Consider the following 21815-nt stretch of genomic DNA (forward strand, 5'->3'; position numbering starts at 1 on the left):
CATCCCCTCCATGGAACCCACCATGTCCGACACCCAGAACGTCTCCGACGCCCAGCGCATCCAGCAATGGCTGGACGAACACCGCATCACCGAAGTGGAATGCATCATCCCCGACATGGCCGGCCAGGCGCGCGGCAAGATCGTGCCGCGCCACAAGTACAACCCGGAAGTGGGCCTGCGTCTGCCAGAAGCCGTGCTGGCCATGACCGTCACCGGCGACTACCCGGAAAAAGACTTCACCTCGGTGGCCGACCCGGACATGCTGCTCAAGCCCGACCCCCAAACCCTGCGACCCGTACCCTGGGCCAAGGAGCCGACCGCCCAGATCATTCACGACTGCTTCTCTTTCGACGGCAAGGCCGTGCAGCTCTCGCCGCGCAATGTGTTGCGCCGCGTGCTCAAGCTCTATGCAGACGAAGGCTGGAAGCCGGTGGTCGCGCCCGAGATGGAGTTTTACCTGGTGCAGGTCGAGCCCGACGAGGACATTCCGCTCAAACCCCCGGTGGGTCGCACCAAGCGCACCGAGGCGGGCATGCAGAGCTTCTCGATGGACGCGATCAACGAATACGACGATATCTTCGACGTGATGTACGACTGGTGTGAAGCCGAGGGCATTCAGCTCGACACGCTGATCCATGAAATGGGCACGGCGCAGATGGAAATCAACCTCGACCACGGCGACCCGCTGCCGCTGGCCGACCAGGTGTTCCTGTTCAAGCGCACCATTCGCGAGGTGGCGATCCGCCACCAGATGTACGCCACCTTCATGGCCAAGCCCATGCAGGGCCAACCTGGCAGCGCCATGCACATTCACCAGAGCGTGGTGGGGCTGGACGATGGACAGAACATCTTCAGCGGCCCCGATGGAGCGCCCTCCGACGCGTTCTTCCACTACATCGGCGGCCTGCAGACCTACCTGCCGGCGGCCACCGCCTTTTTCGCACCCTACGTGAATTCGTACCGGCGACTCTCACGTTTCACCTCGGCCCCCATCAACCTGAGCTGGGGCTACGACAACCGAACCTGCGGCCTGCGCGTGCCGCATTCGGGCCCGGAAGCGCGGCGGGTGGAGAACCGGCTGGCTGGCGTGGATGTGAACCCCTATCTGGCGATGGCGGCGAGCCTGGCCTGCGGCTACCTAGGCATGAAGCAGGCCCTCAAACCCAACGAACCCCTCACCGGCAGCGCCTACGAGCAACCCCACCAACTGCCGCGACACCTGGATGACGCGGTGGAAAAGCTCATGGGCTGCGCACCACTGGTGGAGCTGTTTGGTGAGCACTTCATCCAGACCTACAGCGCCATCAAGGAAACCGAGTACCGCGAATATTTCGACGTGATCAGCCCCTGGGAACGGCGGTTCCTGTTGCTGCACGTCTAGACTTGCACCCGGAGCACGACGCACACCGGGTGCAGAAACACCATCCAGTGGCACCGCAGAATCGGCTTTGCCGGGCGGCTGGTGCCGCCCCCCTCAGGGGGGTGACGCCGAAGGCGGCGCGGGGGGTTATTCCGTGACCACCATCATCCCCGAAGAGGGGTTGCGCAAAAAAGCGTCCAGCGTGGCGATGGGCAGGGGGGGCGAGAACAGGTGTCCCTGGAACTGGTCGCAGCCCTGGTAGGCCAGGAACTCCCGCTGCTCGTGGGTTTCCACGCCTTCGGCCACCACCTGCAGGCTCAGGCTCTGCGCCAGCGTGATGATGGCTCTTGAGATGGCCGCGTCGTTGGGGTCGGTGAGCACGTCGGCCACAAAGCCCTTGTCGATCTTGAGCTGATCCAGTGGCAGGCGCTTCAACACGGAAAGCGACGAATAGCCCACACCGAAGTCGTCCAGCGACAGGGTCACGCCCAGGTCCTTGAGCATGCCCATCTTTTCGATGGTGATCTCCATGCGGTCGGCCAGCAGGCTTTCGGTCAGTTCGAGCTTGAGCCGCTGTGGCTTGATGCCAGTGCGACCGATGGCGGCCATGACCATGTCGACGAAATCGGGGTGGCGGAACTGGTGCACGCTGACGTTCACTGCGATGCTGAGGTTGGTGGTCTGTGGCCAGTCGGCCCAGGCGGCGAGCTGCTCGCAGGCGGTTTCCAGCACCCATTGCCCCAGTGGCAGGATCATGCCGTTGTCTTCGGCCACGGGGATGAAGTGGATGGGGGTGATCAGGCCGCGCTGCGGGTGCTGCCAGCGCACCAGTGCCTCCACGCCCGTGATCACGCCCTGGCGGTCGACCTGTGGCTGGTAGTACACGACAAACTGTTTTTCCTTCAGCGCGATCCGCATGTCCGCACCGAGCGCCGCGTTGGCATTCACCGTGGCCTGCATGGCGGGGTCAAAGAAGCACAAGGTGTTGCGGCCCAGGGTCTTGGCCTGGTACATCGCCAGATCGGCCTGCTTGAGCAGTTCGCCCACGTTGTCGTTGAGGCCGGTGAATGCGGTCACGCCGATGCTGGGCGTGGCGAAGTGCTGGTGCCCGCCCACGTGAAACGGCTCGCGCAGCATGGTGAGCACCTTGTTGGCCAGGGCACTCGATTTGAGCGCGGCGGCCGCGGGATCGGTGCTGAGGTCGTCGACCATGATCACGAACTCGTCGCCCCCCAGGCGGGCCACGGTGTCGGTCTTGCGCACGCTTTGTGCCAGCCGGATGGCCACCTTCTTGAGCAACTGGTCGCCCACGTGGTGGCCGAGGGTGTCGTTGAGGATCTTGAAGTTGTCGAGGTCAATGAACATCAGCGCACCGTGTTGCCCGGTTCGTTCACTCTGCGCCAGGGCCTGCTGAAGGCGTTCGGTCAGCAACTGGCGGTTCGGCAGGTCGGTCAGCGGGTCGAACAGCGCCATGTGCCGGATCATGTCTTCGGCGGTCTTGCGTTGCGTGATGTCACGCCCCACCGCCACCCAGTGGGTGACGTCTTCGGCCGTGGCCTGCACCGACACCACCTCCAGTTCGACCCAGAACATGGCGCCGTTCTTGCGATGCACCATCAGTTCCGTGCGGGCCTGCCGGTTCATCTGCAGGCCCATGGCCATCTCCCTGAGCTTGGGCAGCGCCGGCTCCAGCTCCAGCAGCATGTGCGGCGTCTGCCCCAGCACCTCGTCGCGGGAGTAGCCGGTGTGTCGCTCGAACGCATCGTTGACAAAAACGATGCGCGGCTCCTGGTTGTTGTTGACCCCGGTTTCGGCGATCGCCACGATGTCGTTCAGCCGGGCCACGCTGGTCTCCAGCAGCATCAGCTGTTCCTGTGAACGGCGCCGCTCTGTGACGTCGCGGAAATAGACCGCCAGGCCTTCGGCAAACGGGTAGGCGCGCACCTCCAGCCATTTGCCCAGGCTGGGGAAGTGGTCCTCCATCTCGATGCGACGGTTGTTCCTGAGCGCCTGATGCATCTGGTCGCGCAGGCGTTCGGCCAGGCCTAAGCCAAAGCCGTCCCAGATTTCCTTGTCCAGCAGTTCGGCGGTCGACTTTTGAAGCAGGCGCTCGCTTTCCTGGTTCAGGTAGGTGAAGCGGCATTCCCGGTCCAGCGTCACGAAGGCCTCGGTGATGCTGGCCAGCGTGGTGGTGAGGCGCATGGCAAGCCGCAGCGTTTCCTGCTGCGCCTGCTTCTGTGCCGATATGTCCTGCACGGCGCCCTGGAGCCGGGTGATCTGGCCGTCTGCTTCGCGCAGTGCCGCGCCCACCGTGCGAACCCATTTGGGTCCGACGCCTTCCACCATCACCTGGATTTCTTCGTCGAAGGCCATGCCGGAATGTTCGCAACGCGACAGCCGCTTTCGCATGCCATCGCGCCATTCAGGCGTGTAGCAGTTCACCATCGCTTCCAGGGAGTTGATTTGCGAAGCGTCGCCCACCCCCAGGATCAAGGCGCATTCGTTGGATATGTGAACCCGCCCGGTGGCCAGCACCACAGACCAGCTGCCCACGCCCGCCGTGTGCTCGGTCAGGTTGAGTCGGCTTTCGCTGTCGTGCAAGGCGTTCGGAGAGGGGTCGGTCTGATCGAGGTCCAGCAACGCTGCCGCCTGATCCAGCACCAACGACAGCGTGTCGGCTGTGTGTGCCGGGGTCTCAGGCACCGGTGGTGCGTCCAGCAACACCAGCCAGCCACGTGGATGGGCCGGTGTCATCGGAAGCGCCAGCCAGTCCGTTTGTCGAACCGGGTCTGCGCCCGCAGTGACGATGGCCAGGGCCGGTGAATCGGCCCGTGTTATGCGGACCGGTTGATGCGATCCGACGAGCGAGTGGCAGACCGGTCCGGCCCAGGCCACGAAGCTGCTTTGTTCGACGGGGGTGAGTCCAGCAGCGCTTCTGAGAACGACCGAGTGTTCCAGACGCACCACCACCACCGCGCCTCGGGCATTCGTGAGTCGGAGGGCCATTTCGGTCAGGCGATCAAACGCACGGCGCAGTGGTGCTTGTGCATTCGACGCGTCGGGCACGTTGTTCAGTGCGGTGGCGGCAATGTCGGGTACAGAACGCATGGAGGTCTCGAATGGGACTCAGGCAATGTCACCGGGACGGCCGGCGGGCCATCCCAGATGTAACACGGGCAGGGGGCAGATGGGTCACGTTTGTCAGCCTACCAAGTGTTCAGCCGCAGAGGTGGTAATTTGTCACAGGCAAAGTTGTTGCAAAGATGTGTTTTTTTGTAGCGAATGTACTAATATCGCCTTAACGCTTTGCTGTCGGTTGTAATCAACTTTCATCGGGCGCCACCACACACTGGATTCACGGGGGTAGATTGAACATGACCGCACTTGCAGATCTCCGGCGCCACAGCGATGTGGCCAGCTTGAAGTCGTCGCTGCACCAGCTGTGCAGCGAGTTCGGCCGCATCACCCGGTTGGATATTCTCACCGCCATGCACGAAGGGACCAAGCAGGCGATCTGCTTTCTGCGCATGGAGCGCCCGGAGCAGGAACAGCAGCTCATGAAGACCCTGGGTGTGGGGCGGTTTGGTGGGGAAGTGGTGTTCGTGCTCAACCTGAATGTGGCCGTGACCGCCGACGATGACGGGCCTTCGTCCCAGTGGGCCGACTCCAACATGTACGACTGAAGGGGCGCCCGGCTTGGGCCGCATGCTTTCACGCTGTCCTGAGGCGGTTGCTGTCGCGGGATTGACCCCGGCCCCTGCAGGCCCGTCGCAGAATCCAGCGCATGATCCACCTGCGCGCTCCTCTGTCTGCCCAAATCATTGAATGGTCCGTGAAACCCGGCGATGTGGTGCAGGCCGGCACACTCCTCGTGGTGCTGGAGTCCATGAAGATGGAACACGAGGTGAGGGCGGAGATGGCGATGCAGGTTCAGAGCCTGCACTTCGCTGTCGGTGAGTCCGTCGCCACGGGCGAAGTGCTGGCGAGTGGTCTGCCCTTGCCGACACACGCCATTGCTTCTGACCGGCAGGTGGACGCGGGCGTTCAGGAGGGACTCCAAGGACCCGAGCAGCGGGCCGACCTTCAGCGCCTTCGCGACCGCCTCGCCCTGACCGAAGACGCCGCCCGCCCAGAGGCGGTTGCCCGTCGTCGGGCACTGGGCCTGCGCACCGCGCGGGAAAACATCGCGGCATTGTGCGACGAAGGCAGTTTTCTGGAATACGGGGCGCTGGCGGTGGCGGCGCAGCGCAGCCGGCGCAGTGAAGAAGACCTGATCGCGAACACACCGGCCGACGGCATGGTCACCGGCATCGGATCGGTCAATGGGTCGCTCTTTGGGGAGGCCCGGGCCCGCACGGTGGTCATGGCCTACGACGCCACCGTGCTGGCCGGCACGCAGGGCATGCGCAACCATCAGAAGACGGACCGCTTGCTGAACATCGCCCTGGCGCAACGATTGCCTGTGGTGCTGTTCGCCGAGGGTGGTGGTGGCCGCCCCGGTGACACCGACATGCCCATCGTCGCCGGTCTGCATGTGGGCACGTTCGCGGCCATGGCTCGCCTGTCCGGGCAGGTGCCCGTGGTGGGCATTGCCGCCGGGCGCTGCTTCGCCGGCAATGCGGCGCTGCTGGGCTGCAGCGATGTGATCATCGCCACGCGATCGAGCAACATCGGCATGGGCGGGCCCGCGATGGTGGAGGGCGGTGGCTTGGGCCGGTTTCAACCGGAAGAGATCGGTCCGAGTCAGGTCCAGCATGCCAACGGCGTGATTGATCTGCTGGTCGAAGACGAAGCGCAGGCTGTGGTCGCAGCGCGCCATTACCTCTCCTTCTTTCAGGGACCCGTCAACGGCTGGCAGGCCCCCGACGTCAGTCGTTTGAGAGGCGTGGTGCCGGAAAACCGTTTGCGGGTGTACGACAGTCTGTTGGCTGTAGAGGGAACGGTGGATGCGGGCAGCCTGCTCGTCCTGCGCGCCGGATTTGGTGCCGGCGTGCACACCGCGCTGGCGCGCATCGAGGGGCGCCCGGTGGGTGTGTTGGCCAACAACCCCATGCAACTGGGTGGCGCCATTGATGCCGACGCGGCGGACAAGGCTGCGCGCTTTCTGCAGCTCTGCAATGCCCATGGTTTGCCGGTGGTGAGTTTTGTGGATACCCCGGGTTTCATGGTTGGCCCGGAAGCTGAGGCCAAAGCCCAGGTCCGGCACGTGAGCAGGCTGTTTGTGGTGGCCGCGCATCTGCGCGTCCCTGTGTGCGCAGTGATCTTGCGAAAGGGTTACGGTCTTGGCGCCATGGGGATGACGGCGGGCGGCTTTCACGCCCCGGTTTTTACCGTGGCCTGGCCCACCGGCGAGTTTGGGGCGATGGGGCTGGAAGGTGCCGTGCGCCTGGGCTATCGCAAGGAGCTGGAAGCACTGCCCCCAGGCCCGGAGCGCGAGGCGCTCTTTCAGCGCCTGCTGGCGCAGCAGGTCGCCAATGGGGCGGCGGTCCAGATGGCCACCACGCTGGAAATTGACGCGGTCATTGACCCGGCGCAGACCCGGCAGTGGATCGCCAGGGGGCTGCCAGGCGCGCGGGTGACCGAGGGGCCGGCCAGCCGCTTCATCGACACCTGGTGAGGGTCTGGGGCTGCGCGGGCCCTCAGTGTCTCAGTTCAGTTCGCCAAAGCTGGACGGGCGCATGCCTGCGCCGGGCATCTGGGGCGCTGTCTGGTTGATGTTGACCCAGAATTCGCAGACGTGTTTCATGGCGCCCAGGAACTGCGAGAACTCGGTGGGTTTCGCAATGTAGGCGTTGGTGCCGGCATCGTAGGCGCGCTGCAGGTCGCTGGGCTCGGTGGAGGAGGTGAGCACCACCACGGGAATGTTGTGCAACTGGCTGGAGCCCTTGATTTCCTTGAGCACGCCGATCCCGTCCAGCAAGGGCATTTTCAGATCGAGCAGGACCAGGATGGGGTTGCCTCCCGATCGCGTGGCAAAGGCGTCACGTCTGTAGAGGTAGTCAAGCGCCTGCATGCCATCGGAGACATGTGTCACCCGGCCGTCCAGCCCGTGCCTGGCCAGCGCCAGACGGGTCAGTTCGGCGTCGTCCGGATTGTCTTCGACCAGCAATATGGCTTCTGCATTCTTGTTCATGGTCATAACGCTGCGAACGCCGAATCACGGGTGGACTCGAGGATCTGCGCACTTTCAAAAGGTAGTGAAAAGTAGAAAACGCTGCCCACCCCGAGCTGGCTCTCGGCCCAGATGCTGCCCCCGTGGCGTTCCACGATGCGCCGCGCCAAGGCCAGACCAATCCCGGTTCCCTCAAAATCAGACGCGCGGTGAAGGCGTTGAAAGACGCCGAACAGCTTCTGGGCGTATTTTGTATCAAACCCCACCCCGTTGTCTCGCACATGGAAGGTGTAGCCGACGGCGGGGTCCACGCTCCAGCCCACTTCGATCACCGCACGCTCCCGCGGCCTAGAGTATTTGAACGCATTGCCCAGCAGGTTGGCCCACACTTCCCGCAGCAACAGGGCGTCGCCACGCACCACGGGCAGATCCGAGGCAATCACCCAGTCCACGACCCGGCCTTCGGTGTCATGGGCGATCTGGCTCACCACGGTATCGACCAGCATGGCGAGGTCCACCGGCGTGACATTGACCGCCGCACGACCCAGGCGCGAGAAGGCCAGAAGGCCATCGATCAGCTGGCTCATGTGCCGTGCCGAATTGCCGATGGTGCTGAGGTAGCGGGAAGCCACATCGTCGCGTTGGTCGCCCATGTGCTCTTCGAGCAGGCTCACGAAGCTGGAAATGTGTCGCAGCGGCGATCGCAGGTCGTGTGAAACCGAATACGAAAAAGATTCCAGGTCCCGGTTGGCGGCGAGCAGCTGCTCGGTGCGCTCCGCCACGCGGTTCTCCAGTTCGTCGTTGATGTTGCGCATGAGGTCGTCCAGCCGCTTGGCGTCCGACATGTCGCGGTTGATTTTGGCAAAGCCCCGCAGCTCGCCGTTTTCTTCGCGCAAGGCAATCAGCAGCGACTGCGCCCAGTAGCGTGAACCGTCCTTGCGGACATGCCAGTTGTTGATTTCGTGCTGACCCCTGGAGGCGGCAAGGCGCAGCATCTGGCTCGCGTGGTTCTGGGCCATCTCTGGCGTGGCGCTGTCGAAGAGCACCGAATAATGGCGCCCCATCATTTCAGAGGGCGAATAGCCTTCCAGGCGCTGGGCGCTGTCGGTCCAGTCCGTGATCAGCCCCTGCGCGTCCATGAAGAAGATGCAGTAGTCGCGCAGGTTGTCCACCATCATCCGGAACCGCTGCTCGCTCTCCAGCAGCTCTGCCGAGCGTTCCCTGATACGGGACTCCAGTTCGTCGTTCAACCCCTTCACGCGCTCTTCCACCCGTTTGCGTTCAGTGATGTCGATGATCTGAACGAACACGCCTTGCACCACACCAGCATGAACGTCTGGCAGGTAGTTGGCGCTGATGTACATCGGCGCACCGGTCACAGTGGTTCGCCAGGCTTCAAACTTCTGCGGTATGCCCGCTGCCGCGGCTTGAATGCGCGGCTCGATGTCCCGCCAGGCATCGGGCGGCACGCACTCGCTCATGTGCATGCCGATGATCCGTTGCGGGTCCATGCCGTACACATGCAGATGCTCGGCATTCGCAAAGCGGAACCGCAGCGAGGCGTCGACGTAGGCAATCAACCCGGGCACATGATCCGTGATCGCCTGCAGGAAACGTTGGTTGTTTTCCAGCGCCATTTCGGCCATCTTGCGCTGGGAGATGTTCACCACCGTGGTGTTGCTGCGCAGGAAGCGCCCCGACTCATCGCGCACGGCAGACGAAGAGATCAGTGCCGGGAAGACACTGCCGTCGCGTCTGCGCATCTCGTACTCGGCAGCCTCCAGCGTGCCCTCATCGATCAGCCGCTGCAGCCGGTTGCCGAGCAGCGAGTTGTTCTCCGGTCCGACGATGTCCTTGAAGCCCAGCTTGCCCACCACCTCCTCGCGGGTGTAGCCCAGCCACTCCAACTCGGTGTCGTTGATGGACACGAAGGTGCCGTTGATGTCGAGCGAATGGTAGCCACAGGGCGCCTGGTTGTAGAGCATCTGCGCCTGCGTCAACGCATCCTGCAATCGGGCGTTCACCCCACGGACCTGGTCTTCCGAGGCCTTGCGGTCGGAGATGTCGAGCATCTGGATGATGATGCCCTGCACCTCGCCGTGATTCAGGTACGGCGTGTATTCGATGCTCGCGTAAAAGCGGGTTCCGTCGGGGAACTCCCTTTCGCCCTCAAAGCGCTGTGCGTGACCGGCCAAGGCCGCTGCCAGGTATTCCCGCGAGCCTTCATAGTTCTGCGGGCGGGCGATCTGGCTCAGATGCAGGCCCACCGGTTGCCGCGAGTCACCACCCAGCCACCGGGCATAGCTGGCGTTGGCGAAACGGCAGATCAGCTCGCGGTCGAAGAAGGCGATCTGTACGGGAACGCTGTTCGTGATGGTCTGCAGCAAGATGCGCTGATCGGCCAGGGCCTTGCTGGCGGCTTTGCGTTCGGAAACGTCCACCAGCGTGTTGTTCGTTCGCACGAAGACGCCGCTCTGGTCGTAGACAGCGGTGCTGCTGAGCAGCACCGTGAAGCGCCTGCCATCGCGGCGGATCATGTCGATCTCCACCGTTTCCAGCTTCTCGCGCCGTTTCAGCCGTTGCAACCGGTCTTTCACCAGAGCCAGGTGTTCGACGACCACATGGTCGCGGAAACGCCGCTTGCCGACCATTTCGTCGCGGCTGTAGCCCAGCCAGTCCAGTTCGGTCTGGTTGATGAGCACATACAAGCCATCGGCATCCACGGAGTGGTACCCGCACGGTGCCTGGTTGTACAGTGCCTGTGCTTCTGCCAGCGTCTGGCGGATGCGCTGGTTGGCCTGATCGAGCTCTTCCGTGCGCTGGCGGACGCGAGATTCCAGGCTCGCGTTGAGCCGCCCGATTTCTTCCTGTTGCTGGTGCAATTCGGTGATGTCGCGGGAAACCGCCAGCAGCATCACCGGCGTGCCTTGCGAATCACGGATCGGCGAGATCATGGTGTCCCACCACTTGGGTGTGCCCTTGAATGTGTTGCCGAAGGCCACGAATCTGGCGCTCTCGCCCTTGCGCGCACTTTCAATGGCAGCTCGGGCGAGCTGGAGCCCTTCACCGGACCACCAGCTCGTCCAGTCGGTGTGCCGCACCTGCTCGGCATCGTCCAGTTCCATCAGCCGGCAACCCTGGGCCGTGATCTGCTGCAGCCGGCCGTCCAGATCAAGCACCTTGGTGCAGTCGATGGTGCTGGCGATGATCTGGTGGTTGAGTTCGTCCTTGATTTGCGCATCGGCTTCAATGGCGCGCAAGCGGCTGATGTCCAGCATGAAACCGAGTTGTCCCGTCAGGCGTTGCTGGTCGTCTTTCTGGGGGACGTTGTTCGTCAGCACGTGCGCCACGGTCCCATCTGGCTTGACGATCCGGAACTCAATGCTGCGCTCTTCCACCTGCCTGAGACCTTCTTCCCAGGCCTGCCTCACCCTGTCCCGGTCTTCCGGGTGCACGCGATCCAGCCAGCCGAAGTGCGGAAAGTCCGTCTGGTCCAGGGAAAAGATAGCCTTGAGCTGGTCATCAACGTGGGTCAACACACCGGTGTGGTCGATCCGGAAAATGCCGATCGGGAAGATCGTGGACAGGGCGGAGAAGACCGCCTTGTATTCCAGGTGGGCGATGTCGGCGGATGGGTTGTCGCTGCGCTGCGACAAGGCGGTTTCCAGCGACAGCGGCAGTGGTACCGCTTCCGACCCGGCCTGCATGTCGATAGGATCCTTCAGGCTGCCTGTGAGGTGCTGGGCGTAATGTCCGCGCAGATAGGCGTTCTCGGCACGGAGTGCTTCCACCTCGATCAGCAGCGCCCTCTCGCGCACCGACAGCTTCGTCTCAGGGGATATAGACGAAGAACGGTTGTCTGACGGAGGGTGAAGTGCGCTCATCTCACATCACTGTACCCCACCGAGTGTGACAGCAGCGGTGAAATATGACCATCAGAAACGGGGCAGTTCCGGGTGTGTCAACTGCCCTGCGCGCACCAGCATCTTTCCATATTCAGCACAACGTTGCAAAGTGGGGATCACCTTGCCTGGATTCAGTAGACCATTGGTATCAAAAGCGCGCTTCACAGCAAACATCTGTGCGTTTTCTTCGGCCGAGAATTGCACGCACATGCTGTTGAGTTTTTCCACACCCACGCCGTGCTCCCCGGTCACCGTGCCGCCCATGGCCACACTGGTTTCCAGGATGTCGGCGCCAAACAGCTCGCAGCGGTGCAGCTGGTCGGCATCGTTGGCATCAAACAGGATCAGGGGGTGCAGGTTGCCGTCGCCGGCGTGAAACACGTTGGCGCAGCGCAGCCCGTACTTCTTTTCCATCTCGGCGATGGCCAGCAGGATGTCGGCCAGGCGCTTGCGCGGAATGGTCGAGTCCATGCACATGTAGTCGGGACTGATGCGTCCGCTGGCGGGAAAGGCGTTCTTGCGGCCGCTCCAGAAGCGCAGGCGCTCGGCCTCGTCGCGACTGACCGCAATGGCGGTGGCTCCGCACCGGCGCAACACGGCACTCATGCGCCCGATTTCCTCTTCCACTTCCTCGGGCGTGCCGTCGCTCTCACACAGCAGGATCGCTGCGGCGTTCAGGTCGTAGCCCGCATGCACAAAGTCTTCCACGGCGGCGGTCATGGGTTTGTCCATCATCTCCAGTCCGGCCGGGATGATGCCTTCGGCGATGACCGAGGCCACCGCATCACCGGCTTTGCGCACGTCGTCGAAACTGGCCATGATGCAGCGCGCCAGCAGTGGTTTGGGCACCAGCTTGACGGTGACATCGGTGATCACGGCCAGCATGCCCTCGCTGCCGATCACCAGTGAGAGCAGATCCAGCCCCGGCGTGTCGAGCGCCTCGGCGCCGAAGGTGATGGGCGCACCCTCTACCGTGAACCCCCGCACCTGCAGCACGTTGTGCAGCGTCAGACCGTATTTCAGGCAATGCACGCCGCCGGAGTTCTCGGCCACGTTGCCACCGATGGTGCAGGCGATCTGGCTGCTCGGGTCGGGCGCGTAGTACAGACCGTGGGGTGCAGCGGCCTCCGAAATAGCAAGGTTGCGAACACCCGCCTGCACAAGCGCCGTGCGCGAGCGTGGGTCGATGCGCAGGATGCGGTTGAACTTGGCCAGCGACAAGGTCACGCCCAACGCATGGGGCATGGCCCCGCCCGACAGGCCGGTGCCCGCGCCGCGTGCCACCACGGGCACCGCCAGCGCATGGCAGGCCTTGAGCACGGCGGCGACCTGGTCCTCGGTTTCGGGCAGGGCCACCACCAGTGGCCGCTGGCGGTAGGCGGTCAGGCCGTCACATTCGTAAGGTGTCGTGTCCTCGCTGTGCCAGAGCAGCGCATGAGCGGGCAGCACCGCCTGCAGCGCGCGCACCACCTCGGCCTGGCGAGCGATGCGTTCGATCTGGCTGAGCTGGGCAGGGGCGGAGGGTGCGTTCATGGTGGGGCGGGGAACAACAAGCAGGAATTCAGTTTAGGGCAATCGACCGCCTTGCGATTGAAGAAACTTGCAGCTCTCTGTGAAGTTGGCGCTGCGTTCCGCCCGTCGGGTTTGACGCAGGGTGGGACTTGAAAAATCGCTGGGGCGACATCAGCTTCCGGACTGAGAGGCGCACACCGCGTGCCCCTTATCCACCAACGCTGACAAGGAGTTTCGCCATGAACCATCTGATCGCCCGTTCCGGTTTGCTCGACGACTTCTTCAAGGATGTCGCCCCGGGGTTTTTTGTCCGTCCCCTGCACGGTGATTCCCTGCCTTCGCCGTCCCAGATCAAGATCGATGTGAAGGAAACGCCATCGGTGTACACCGTGGTGGCCGAGGTGCCCGGCGTGTCCAAGGAAGACATTCATGTGACGGTCGAGGGCAGCGTGGTGACACTGCGCGCCGAGATCAAGCAGGAGGACAGCCAGACCCAGGACGAGAAGGTGCTGCGCACAGAACGCTACTACGGCGCCGTGGCCCGCAGTTTCCAGCTGGCGGCCGACATCGACAACGAGCGTGCCAAGGCCAAGTACGAAAACGGGGTGTTGACGCTGACTCTCCCCAAGAAGGTGACACTCGCCGGCCAGCGCCTGAATATAGAGTGAGCACCCCCTGCGCCGCTGACGCGTCTTCCCCCTCTCTCGCCTGCGGCGGGAGGGGGACGCAGCCCTTTGACCCGGCAAAACCGGTTCCAAGGCTGCCCTGGATCAGGGGCACGCGCTCCGGTTGCTCCTGGGTTCAGCTGAGGCTTTTCTTGAGCCAATCGGCGAATGCTGCGCACTCCCAGCGGTCCATGGTGCCGGTGCGCCAGCACAGGTAGTGTGCGTGCGGGCTGGGCACGTGGCGTTCGTACAGCCGTACCAGGGTGCCGTCTTCCAGCCAGGGGGCGGCCAGCTTGAGCCGCACCAGCGCCACGCCCATGCCGGCGGCGGCGCCGTCGCACATGAGGCCGATGTCGTTGAACTGCGAGCCGTCCGCGGGTTCGGGCCAGTCCAGGTCGTGCGCAGCGAACCAGGTGCGCCAGGGTTCCAGCGGGCTGCGCAGCAGGGGCACGCCCTCCAGATCTTCGGCGGTTTCGAATGGACCGTGCTCGCGGGCGAATGCGGGTGAGGCCAGGGGCGTGACCTCGTCTTTCATGAGGCAGATGTGCTCCACATCGGCGTAGCGGCCGGTGCCGAAGCGGATCATCAGGTCTGCGTCCTCGGCCACCACGTCAAGCAGCGGGATGCTGACCTGCAAGGTCAGGTCGATTTCCGGGTAGGCCTCGCTGAACTGTCTCAGGCGCGGCATCAGGATCGAACGCGCAAACGTGGGCGTGACGGCCAGCTTGAGCTTGCGCTTGCCGGGAACACCCGCGCCCCCCGGGAAACGTTGCAGGATGCCCAGGCCTTCGCGCACATGGGCCAAGTACTCGCTGCCCTCGGTGGTGAGCGAAAAATCGGCCCGCCCGAACAGCTTGGTGCCCAGGATCTGTTCGAGCTGCTTGACCCGGTGACTCACCGCACTGGGTGTCACATTGAGCTCTTCCCCCGTCTGCGTCACGCTGCGCAACCGTGCCAGTGCCTCGAAGGTCAGCAGACACTGGATCGGGGGAATACGAATGGTCATTTAAAGACGACCGTCTTGTGCCCGTTGAGCAGCACCCGGTGTTCGCTGTGCCATTTCACCGCCCGCGCCAGCACCTGGCTTTCGGTGTCCCGCCCCAGGGCCGTGAGGTCTTCCACGGTGTCGGTGTGATCCACCCGGGCCACGTCCTGCTCGATGATCGGGCCTTCGTCGAGGTCGGCCGTCACATAGTGGGCGGTGGCGCCAATGAGCTTCACCCCGCGGTCGTGCGCCTGGTAATACGGTTTGGCGCCCTTGAAGCTGGGCAGGAAACTGTGGTGGATGTTGATCGCCTTGCCCGCCAGTTCGCGGCACAGGTCGTTGCTCAGCACCTGCATGTAGCGCGCCAGCACCACCAGTTCGGCACCTTCGCCTTGAATGATCTCCAGCTGGCGGGCCTCGGCCTGCGGTTTGGTGGCGGCGTTCACGGGAATGTGGTGGAAGGGCACGTTGTAGCCTGCTGCCAGTTGGTAGAAGTCGCGGTGGTTGCTGATGATGGCGCGGATGTCCAGTGGCAGCAGGCCGCTTTTCCAGCGGAACATCAGGTCGTTCAGGCAGTGGCCTTCCTTGCTCACGAAGATCACCGTGCGCACCGGTTCAGCCAGCGGGTGCAGGCTCCAGCGCATGGCAAAGCCTTCGGCGAACAGTTTCAGGCGCAGGCGCAGATCGTCCTGGGTGAGCTGCGCACAGGCGAACTGCACCCGCATGAAAAACAGACCGGTGTCGTGGTCGTTGTACTGGGCGGCTTCTTCGATGTTGCCGCCGTGCTCCAGCAGGAAGCCGGAAACCGCGTGCACGATGCCGGGACGGTCCGGGCAGGAAAGGGTAAGAACGTAGGTGTGAGTCATGGCGGTCCGATTGTCGCAGCAAGGCCGCCGCCGGCATGCATTTCAGCCCGGACGCGATCCGCCAACTGGCCAGGCCCCAGCCCTCAGCGAGGCATCTGCCGTTTCATCTCCGCGCAATGGTCACGCGGTGGCTGCGGAGGCGAGGTCCACAACAGGTCGGCGTGCGAGCTGGTGGCCACCGGATCTTCAAGGGTGTTGGGCTGTGCGCGAGACTGCACCACTTTGAAGGCCAGTCGGGCTGGCAAATAGCGCGGCACGCCCAGGTCGCGCCTCACATGCTCGTTGCCGGCCACCAGCAGGACGGTCTGCTCCCGCCTGAGAGCCTGGATCGCCGTCTGCGCCATGGCCTGGTCGCGGGCGATCTGGATGCGGGTCATGGGCAGGATCTGGGATTCGGGCAGCATGTCGCAGTGGCCTTTGCGAATGTTGGCTTGCTGCTCCATGAACGCATCGCGTTCCAGCAGTGCGTCCAGAGCGGCGTTGTTCATGGCTGCAGCCATCTCGGACCGTGGCAGGTTGCCTCCCAGGACCGGTACCCCGGCCCTCACCGCGGTCATCACCACCGGTCCGTACACCGGCCACGGCCAACCCCCGTTGGCCTGCGCCCAGTTGAGCGCCGCCTGTACCTCGGCTTCCGTGGCGTCGGGTTTGAGGTCCTGGGTGGATCGGCCGCGAGGCGCCATTTCGAGGACGACGGCACCCAGTTCGCCGCGGGAAGCGAGCTGTCGCACCAGTTCACGTTGAAGGCGCTGGTGATCCGGCGCGTCGTGTTGCTCGCCCAGCAACAGCAGCGACGTGGGCATGGTGCGTTCGAGCATGTCGCTGGCCGTGCGGGCCGGATTCGGTATCGCCGGCGTCTGCAAAGGCTCGGCCAGCGAGCAACCCACCAGCAGCTGCACACCCCCTGCGAGGGTGGCCGCGAGCAGACCATGAGTGACAGCGCTTCGACAGTTCATGTGTGGATACTACGTCGCCCGCCTGACGTCCATTGCAGGCAGCTTTTCATCTCGCCGTGACCATACCCCATTTTTTCCAACCTGCTTCACCCGTTCGTGTCGCACTGACCCTGTTGCTTGCGTGGGTGGCGGCCCAGGTGTGTGTCTGGCTGGGCACGCCGATTCCCTGGATGATTGGCCCCTTGCTTGCCACCTCCCTGGTGTCGATGCTGGGGGCGCCTACCGAGAGCTGGACGCCGCTTCGCAACACCGGGCAATGGGTGATCGGGGCAGCGTTGGGCCTGTATTTCACGCCCGAGGTGGGCAAGCTGGTGGCGGGGCTCTGGTGGGCGATTGCGCTGGGCATTGCCTGGGCACTGGCGCTGGGCCTTGCTTTTGGCGCGTGGCTGCAGCGCATGCACGCCCACCACCTGCCTGGGCTGAGTCCTGCCGAGCTGCGCTGCACCACCTACTTTGCGGGTGCGATCGGCGGGGCTTCCGAAATGACGCTGATTGCCGAACGCCATGGTGCCCGAACGGACCTGGTGGCTGCGACCCACAGTCTGCGTGTCTTGCTGGTGACCCTCTGTATTCCCTTCGCCATGCAGATCTGGGGTGTCAGCGCACTGGACACCTCGCCGCCAGCGGTGCGCGACTGGCATTGGCAGGGCCTGGGTGTGCTGGCGCTGGCGACGTTTGCGGGTGCCTGGGCCATGGCGCGGCTTGGAAGAGCCAACCCCTGGTTCATGGGCGCGCTGGTCGTCACCATGGGGATCACGCTCTCGGGCCTGACGTTTTCGGCCATTCCGACCGGCCTGAGCAACGCCGCCCAGCTGGTGATCGGCGTGAGTCTGGGGGTGCGTTTCACCCGGGCGTTTCTGCACACGGCGCCCCGCTGGCTGGCCTCGGTGGCTTTTGCCAGCGTGGCCATGATGGGTCTGTGTGCCGGCTTTGGCTGGCTGCTCTCATTGCTCACCGGGCTGCATCCGGCCACCCTGATTCTGGGCACATCACCCGGTGGCATCGCCGAAATGGCCATCACCGCCAAGGTGCTGCAACTCGGCGTGCCTATGGTCACCGCGTTTCAGGTGTGCCGCCTGGTGGCCGTGCTGGTGCTGGCCGAGCCGGTGTATCGCTGGCGCTACCGCAACGAGTGAAGCACCCCCGCGCCGCTTCGCGTCACCCCCAACGGGGGGCGGCACTGGCCGTCCGGCAAGCCGGTTCCACGGTATCTCTGGACTGGGGCATTTCGCGCCGGAAGGGCTTGGGTCCACCTCCGCCGCGCTGCGCGGTGGTGCAACTGGTTGAAAGAGGTTGGTGAGGTGAGAGGGGAGTCATCCAGAAACATCGCGGAACCGGCTTTGCCGGGCCGCAGATGTTGCCCCCTTGAGGGGGTGACGGCCCGAAGGGCCGGCGCGGGGGTGGGCGTCAAGCCCTCAGTGCATCACCACCGGCATCTGCGCCAGGGTGGCGTAGCCTTCCAGCGTGTCTTCCACTTCTTCCTGGGAAGGCATGCTTTGTTGCCAGACGGTGATCTGGCTCTGGAACATTTCTGCCCATGAGCCGTCGAGGTACACCTCTTTGCCGGAGCGCTTGTCCACGATCTCGAAACCATGGCGCGGCATCTGGGGCCCGTCCGTGGGCGAGGTGTCGCCCTCCAACGGGGCGTTGGCAAGGATGTGAACGACGGCGAAGGCGTCCGAGTCGTAGAGCATGTTCATGACTGAAAAATCCTTGAAATGGGAAACCAGTGTGCCTGATGAACTTATATCGGCAATTGGTGCCGGAACTGCAGGTGAGAGTGAGGTTTACATGGCAACGTTCACGGCATTTTCAAGATGCGTGTGTTTTTAGGCACATTTCTGCCCTTTGTGCCGGTCTGAGGGGTGTTATGCAGCCCCCACCTCGCCCGGCGGTAACGATGCAAAAACATCCTCAGGGGAGATAACGAAGCGCCTGTTCGACGTGGTCGCCGTTGTGCTGTGTGATGCGGATGCGCGCCGGCAAGTGGTTCAGCGCAGGGGCCAGCCACAGCTCTGTCTGGGTGTCAAACGGCTTGCGGGGCGTGCGTTTGATGTGCCGGGCCTGCATCTGACCTGCAGGCAGGCTCAGGGTTTCTTCCGCGCCCATTTCAAAGCGCCAGATCTCGGCGTCGCCCGGACCCGCCACCTGCAGGCTGACGATGGTGCCGGGGGGGTAGGCCTGGGGCTGGGCCTGCAGCAGTGAAGCCAGTTGCATGAAAACGCTCAGGCGGTCTTGCCCGCCGGGGAGCCAGGTGGCGTCGGGCGCGTTGTTGCTGAAACGGATGCGCTGGCTTGGATGCTCGAAATGGGCGGCTCTTTCGCTGCGGCTCTTGTCGCCAAAACGCTCGGGCACCAGACCGGTTGAGGTGACGGCGCCCACGCTGGTCTGTTCGCGGCTGCCGACAAAGAGGGCCCGCACCACCATGTGCGCGTCATAGCGGTCTCCCTGATTCTCCCAGTCCAGGGAGCCGCTGGCGCTGTAGTTGATGCCCTTCACGCGCCCGCTGACCTCGTACATCAGGCGCATGCTGGGAGGTACCTGCGCGGGGGGGAGGGCCTGGTCGGCGACGAGAGGAACGTCGGGTTCCCGGGGTGGAGGCAAGGGCGTTGGCAACGGCCCGGTGCCGCGGTCGGCGCCAGCCGGAGGGGCGACGCCGGGCGCCACGGGTTCCGGCGTGACCGGTGCCGGTTCACGGGCCAGATCTGCCATCCATTCTTCCCCGGATTCGACCGAAACCGGGTCCGAAGACAGTGCGTCAGGCTCGTCGGTCGATGGCAGCGGCGCTTCAGCGACCTCGGGTGAAGGCTCGACAGGTGGCGGTGGGGGCGGCGGTGCAGGCTGGGGTTTGGGGGGGGCAGGCTTGATTTCTGGCGGCGGCGGGGGGGCCGGTGGCTTGGGCACGATCCAACGCACCCGGCTGGAGGTGATCACGGCAGGTGTGGCGGGGGCCGGGGCCGGCGAGGTGCCCTGGTCGGCCGGCGAGGCAGGCGTCGCTGCGTCTGCCAGATCGCCCGAGGAAGCGACAGGATCCGTGCCCAGCCCTTCGGGCCAACCACCGGTCAGCAGGGTTAGGTGCGCCAACAGCACACCCACCGTCAGTGCAGACAGGGTGCGCCAGCGCGGTGCAGAGGAGGTACCCGTGGGGGATCTCACGTGAATCAGGCCCCTGGGCTGTGCCCCAGGTCCGCGCTGAGCTGGCGCGCGCAGCGCAACACGGCCTGGGCCGGCGGGCCGTCCCAATGGGTGTCCAGCGTGGCCACCGAGCCCAGCACCACCAGGCCCAGCGCGAGCCGGCCCTGGGCATCAAACACCGGCGCACAAAAGCCCCCCACACCGGGCAGCAGGCTGTGCACCACGCGGCCCAGACCGCGACGCCGGGTTTCTTCCAGCAAGGCCTGCACTTCCTGGAGTGAATGCGGAACGTCCTCCAGGGGCAATCCATTGAGCGGCAGCTTTTTCAATCGAGCCAGTTCATCGCGGATCATGGGGCCGATGCGCTGGGCATCGCGCCCTTCGCTGCCCATGAAGGCGGCGAAACAGCGGCCCGTGGCCGATGTCAGCAAGGGCATGACATCACCCAGTCGCAGCGTGACCGGCACGGTCTGGGGGGCTTCTGTCCAGTGCACCATGGTCGGGCCCTGGTTGCCCCACACCGCGATGGCCAGGGTGTGGCCGGTTTCGGCCAGCAAGGCCGCGATGCGGTCGCGCGCGAGTTTCACGGCGTCGATCCGGCTCAGGCTGGCCAGCCCCAGGCGCAACGCGGCCGGCCCCAGGTCGTAGCGGGTACTCACAGGGTCCTGCAGCACCAGGCCCATGCGCTGGAAGCTCACCAGGTACCGGTGTGCCTTGGCCGCGCTCATGCCGGCGGCGGCGGCCAGGTCGCGCAGCATGAGGGCACCGGTGGCTTGCGACAGCGCGTCCAGCAGGGCAAAGCCCACTTCAACCGACTGGATGCCTGCGCGCAGTTGCTCGGCGTCTTCGGGCAGGTCTGCGGAGGCCGTGCGGGCATGGGTGCGCGTGGCGGGGGTGTCGGTGAGGGGTGAGGCAGGCATGAAGCGATGGGATGAACGGTCTTGGATACGGGGTGTGCCAGCGGGTTCCGCGGGACTTCAGGCGCACAAAGCACGCATTCTCAGGCTTTCAGCTAGAATCCCGACCTTACGCATAGGTTAATCAATTTCACTATTCGTAATTATGGCCATTCATCGCTCCCTGGCTGCGGCCTGCGGATGCACAAGGTCAAAATCAGGACGTTCTAACCCAACTGCAGCAGGAGACTTGCATGAAACTCGCCACATACAAAGACGGCTCACGTGACGGACAACTGGTGGTGGTCTCGCGCGATCTCTCGACCGCTCATTATGCGACCGGCATCGCCGACCGCCTGCAGCAGGTGCTGGACGACTGGAACTTCCTGGCGCCCCAACTGGAAGACCTGTACAGCACGCTCAACAGCGGCAAGGCCCGACACGCCTTTCCTTTTGACCCGGCCATGTGCATGGCACCGTTGCCACGCGCCTACCAGTGGGCCGACGGCTCGGCCTACATCAACCACGTGGAACTGGTGCGTGCGGCGCGCAGCAGCGAAGTGCCCCAGAGCTTCTACGAAGACCCGCTGATGTACCAGGGCGGTAGCGATGATTTCATTGGGCCTTGCGACCCGGTGGTGGTGCCCAGCGAAGACTACGGCATCGACTTCGAAGCCGAAATCGCGGTGGTCACCGGCGATGTGCCCATGTGCGTCTCGCCGGAGCAGGCCATCGACGGCATCCGCCTGCTCATGCTGGTCAATGATGTGTCGCTGCGCAACCTGATTCCTGCCGAACTGGCCAAGGGCTTCGGCTTCTTCCAGAGCAAGCCCGCCAGCGCCTTCAGCCCGGTGGCGGTCACCCCCGACGAGTTGGGTGATGCCTGGCAGGGCGGTCGCGTGCACCTCACGCTGCAAAGCACCTGGAACGGCCGCAAGGTGGGCATGTGCGAAGCCGGCCCGGAAATGACCTTCCACTTTGGCCAGCTCATTGCCCACATCGGCAAGACACGCAGGGTGCGCGCCGGCTCCATCGTGGGCAGCGGCACCGTGAGCAACAAGGCCGTGGAAGTGGACGGCCGCAAGGAATGGCCCAAGGGCTACAGCTGCATCGCCGAAAAGCGCGCGATCGAGACCATCCTCGACGGCAAGCCATCCACCGCCTTCATGAAGTACGGCGACACCATCCGCATCGAGATGAAGGGCAAGGACGGCCAGAGCATTTTTGGCGCGATCGATCAGAAGATTGCACCATTGGAGGGGTAAAAAGCCCCACGCCCCGCTACCGCGAGGCTTCACGCGCGAAGGAGCCCAGTCAAGGGGCACCGCGGAACCGGCTTGTATGGTTGAGGGGTTGGGGTGGAGGGCCTGGAACTTCCGGCTATTGGCTCAGACCGACTGGCAAAGATTGCCCCCACCCCGCC

Annotated in this window: 15 protein-coding genes and 1 pseudogene; 6 read left to right on the top strand and 10 right to left on the bottom strand. The window is 64.2% G+C overall.

What is annotated here, in order from left to right; translation table 11 throughout:
* Positions 1 to 22: 22 nt before the first annotated feature.
* On the top strand, positions 23 to 1381 hold the full coding sequence (locus J2W49_RS18755) for a glutamine synthetase family protein (RefSeq protein ID WP_310319867.1): 1359 nt from the start codon (positions 23 to 25) through the stop codon (positions 1379 to 1381).
* Positions 1382 to 1507: 126 nt separating this feature from the next.
* Here the strand turns inward: J2W49_RS18755 and J2W49_RS18760 are convergent, their stop codons facing one another.
* The gene (locus tag J2W49_RS18760; RefSeq protein WP_310319869.1) at positions 1508 to 4468 is read right to left on the bottom strand and encodes a sensor domain-containing protein; all 2961 of its coding nucleotides are present in this window, start codon (positions 4466 to 4468) and stop codon (positions 1508 to 1510) included.
* Positions 4469 to 4734: 266 nt separating this feature from the next.
* On the opposite strand from J2W49_RS18760, the gene J2W49_RS18765 reads away from it, so the two are divergent.
* Both J2W49_RS18765 and J2W49_RS18770 read left to right on the top strand, forming a co-directional pair.
* A complete protein-coding gene (locus J2W49_RS18765; protein ID WP_310319873.1) occupies positions 4735 to 5043 on the top strand; it encodes an RNA recognition motif domain-containing protein in 309 nt (102 codons plus the stop codon).
* A 110-nt stretch (positions 5044 to 5153) separates the two neighbouring features.
* Positions 5154 to 6977, top strand: a pseudogene (locus J2W49_RS18770) (carboxyl transferase domain-containing protein); the annotation flags it as partial.
* A gap of 30 nt (positions 6978 to 7007) precedes the next feature.
* Here J2W49_RS18770 and J2W49_RS18775 read toward each other — a convergent pair.
* The 3 genes from J2W49_RS18775 to J2W49_RS18785 are packed head-to-tail and all read right to left on the bottom strand — an operon-like array spanning position 7008 to position 12910.
* Positions 7008 to 7493 (bottom strand): response regulator, encoded by a 486-nt coding sequence (locus J2W49_RS18775; RefSeq protein ID WP_310319877.1) that lies wholly within the window; start codon positions 7491 to 7493, stop codon positions 7008 to 7010.
* A gap of 2 nt (positions 7494 to 7495) precedes the next feature.
* Entirely contained in the window at positions 7496 to 11356 is a 3861-nt protein-coding gene (locus J2W49_RS18780; RefSeq protein ID WP_310319879.1) for a PAS domain-containing sensor histidine kinase, read from the bottom strand.
* Between the two features lie 51 nt (positions 11357 to 11407).
* A complete protein-coding gene (locus J2W49_RS18785; RefSeq protein ID WP_310319882.1) occupies positions 11408 to 12910 on the bottom strand; it encodes an FAD-linked oxidase C-terminal domain-containing protein in 1503 nt (500 codons plus the stop codon).
* A 218-nt stretch (positions 12911 to 13128) separates the two neighbouring features.
* Here J2W49_RS18785 and J2W49_RS18790 point away from each other — a divergent pair, with 218 nt between their 5' ends.
* Positions 13129 to 13557 (top strand): Hsp20/alpha crystallin family protein, encoded by a 429-nt coding sequence (locus J2W49_RS18790; protein WP_310319885.1) that lies wholly within the window; start codon positions 13129 to 13131, stop codon positions 13555 to 13557.
* 133 nt (positions 13558 to 13690) lie between these two features.
* Here the strand turns inward: J2W49_RS18790 and J2W49_RS18795 are convergent, their stop codons facing one another.
* From J2W49_RS18795 to J2W49_RS18805, 3 genes are all read right to left on the bottom strand, one after another.
* Positions 13691 to 14560, bottom strand: a complete 870-nt coding sequence (locus J2W49_RS18795; protein ID WP_310319888.1) for a LysR substrate-binding domain-containing protein — start codon at positions 14558 to 14560, stop codon at positions 13691 to 13693.
* Complete coding sequence (gene purU, locus J2W49_RS18800) at positions 14557 to 15405, bottom strand: formyltetrahydrofolate deformylase (protein WP_310319891.1); 849 nt, start codon at positions 15403 to 15405, stop codon at positions 14557 to 14559. Before purU ends, J2W49_RS18795 begins: the two co-directional genes overlap by 4 nt.
* Before the next feature lie 83 nt (positions 15406 to 15488).
* Positions 15489 to 16361 (bottom strand): ChaN family lipoprotein, encoded by an 873-nt coding sequence (locus tag J2W49_RS18805; RefSeq protein ID WP_310319895.1) that lies wholly within the window; start codon positions 16359 to 16361, stop codon positions 15489 to 15491.
* A 62-nt stretch (positions 16362 to 16423) separates the two neighbouring features.
* Here J2W49_RS18805 and J2W49_RS18810 point away from each other — a divergent pair, with 62 nt between their 5' ends.
* A complete protein-coding gene (locus tag J2W49_RS18810; RefSeq protein ID WP_405001051.1) occupies positions 16424 to 17497 on the top strand; it encodes an AbrB family transcriptional regulator in 1074 nt (357 codons plus the stop codon).
* Between the two features lie 279 nt (positions 17498 to 17776).
* Here the strand turns inward: J2W49_RS18810 and J2W49_RS18815 are convergent, their stop codons facing one another.
* From J2W49_RS18815 to J2W49_RS18825, 3 genes are all read right to left on the bottom strand, one after another.
* Positions 17777 to 18061 (bottom strand): BTH_I0359 family protein, encoded by a 285-nt coding sequence (locus J2W49_RS18815; RefSeq protein WP_310319899.1) that lies wholly within the window; start codon positions 18059 to 18061, stop codon positions 17777 to 17779.
* 214 nt (positions 18062 to 18275) lie between these two features.
* The gene (locus J2W49_RS18820) at positions 18276 to 19517 is read right to left on the bottom strand and encodes a DUF3108 domain-containing protein (protein ID WP_310319902.1); all 1242 of its coding nucleotides are present in this window, start codon (positions 19515 to 19517) and stop codon (positions 18276 to 18278) included.
* A gap of 5 nt (positions 19518 to 19522) precedes the next feature.
* Complete coding sequence (locus J2W49_RS18825; protein ID WP_310319905.1) at positions 19523 to 20416, bottom strand: IclR family transcriptional regulator; 894 nt, start codon at positions 20414 to 20416, stop codon at positions 19523 to 19525.
* Positions 20417 to 20646: 230 nt separating this feature from the next.
* On the opposite strand from J2W49_RS18825, the gene J2W49_RS18830 reads away from it, so the two are divergent.
* Entirely contained in the window at positions 20647 to 21657 is a 1011-nt protein-coding gene (locus tag J2W49_RS18830) for a fumarylacetoacetate hydrolase family protein (protein WP_310319908.1), read from the top strand.
* Positions 21658 to 21815: the final 158 nt, after the last annotated feature.

It is taken from the genome of Hydrogenophaga palleronii (assembly GCF_031457455.1).
Taxonomy (GTDB): domain Bacteria; phylum Pseudomonadota; class Gammaproteobacteria; order Burkholderiales; family Burkholderiaceae_C; genus Hydrogenophaga; species Hydrogenophaga palleronii_A.

Bases quoted from the DNA above. Each gene is read 5' to 3' on its own strand.
- J2W49_RS18755 (WP_310319867.1), top strand. From the start codon at position 23: ATGTCCGACACCCAGAACGTCTCCGACGCCCAGCGCATCCAGCAATGG.
- J2W49_RS18760 (WP_310319869.1), bottom strand. From the start codon at position 4,468: ATGCGTTCTGTACCCGACATTGCCGCCACCGCACTGAACAACGTGCCC.
- J2W49_RS18765 (WP_310319873.1), top strand. From the start codon at position 4,735: ATGACCGCACTTGCAGATCTCCGGCGCCACAGCGATGTGGCCAGCTTG.
- J2W49_RS18775 (WP_310319877.1), bottom strand. From the start codon at position 7,493: ATGAACAAGAATGCAGAAGCCATATTGCTGGTCGAAGACAATCCGGAC.
- J2W49_RS18780 (WP_310319879.1), bottom strand. From the start codon at position 11,356: ATGAGCGCACTTCACCCTCCGTCAGACAACCGTTCTTCGTCTATATCC.
- J2W49_RS18785 (WP_310319882.1), bottom strand. From the start codon at position 12,910: ATGAACGCACCCTCCGCCCCTGCCCAGCTCAGCCAGATCGAACGCATC.
- J2W49_RS18790 (WP_310319885.1), top strand. From the start codon at position 13,129: ATGAACCATCTGATCGCCCGTTCCGGTTTGCTCGACGACTTCTTCAAG.
- J2W49_RS18795 (WP_310319888.1), bottom strand. From the start codon at position 14,560: ATGACCATTCGTATTCCCCCGATCCAGTGTCTGCTGACCTTCGAGGCA.
- purU (WP_310319891.1), bottom strand. From the start codon at position 15,405: ATGACTCACACCTACGTTCTTACCCTTTCCTGCCCGGACCGTCCCGGC.
- J2W49_RS18805 (WP_310319895.1), bottom strand. From the start codon at position 16,361: ATGAACTGTCGAAGCGCTGTCACTCATGGTCTGCTCGCGGCCACCCTC.
- J2W49_RS18815 (WP_310319899.1), bottom strand. From the start codon at position 18,061: ATGAACATGCTCTACGACTCGGACGCCTTCGCCGTCGTTCACATCCTT.
- J2W49_RS18825 (WP_310319905.1), bottom strand. From the start codon at position 20,416: ATGCCTGCCTCACCCCTCACCGACACCCCCGCCACGCGCACCCATGCC.
- J2W49_RS18830 (WP_310319908.1), top strand. From the start codon at position 20,647: ATGAAACTCGCCACATACAAAGACGGCTCACGTGACGGACAACTGGTG.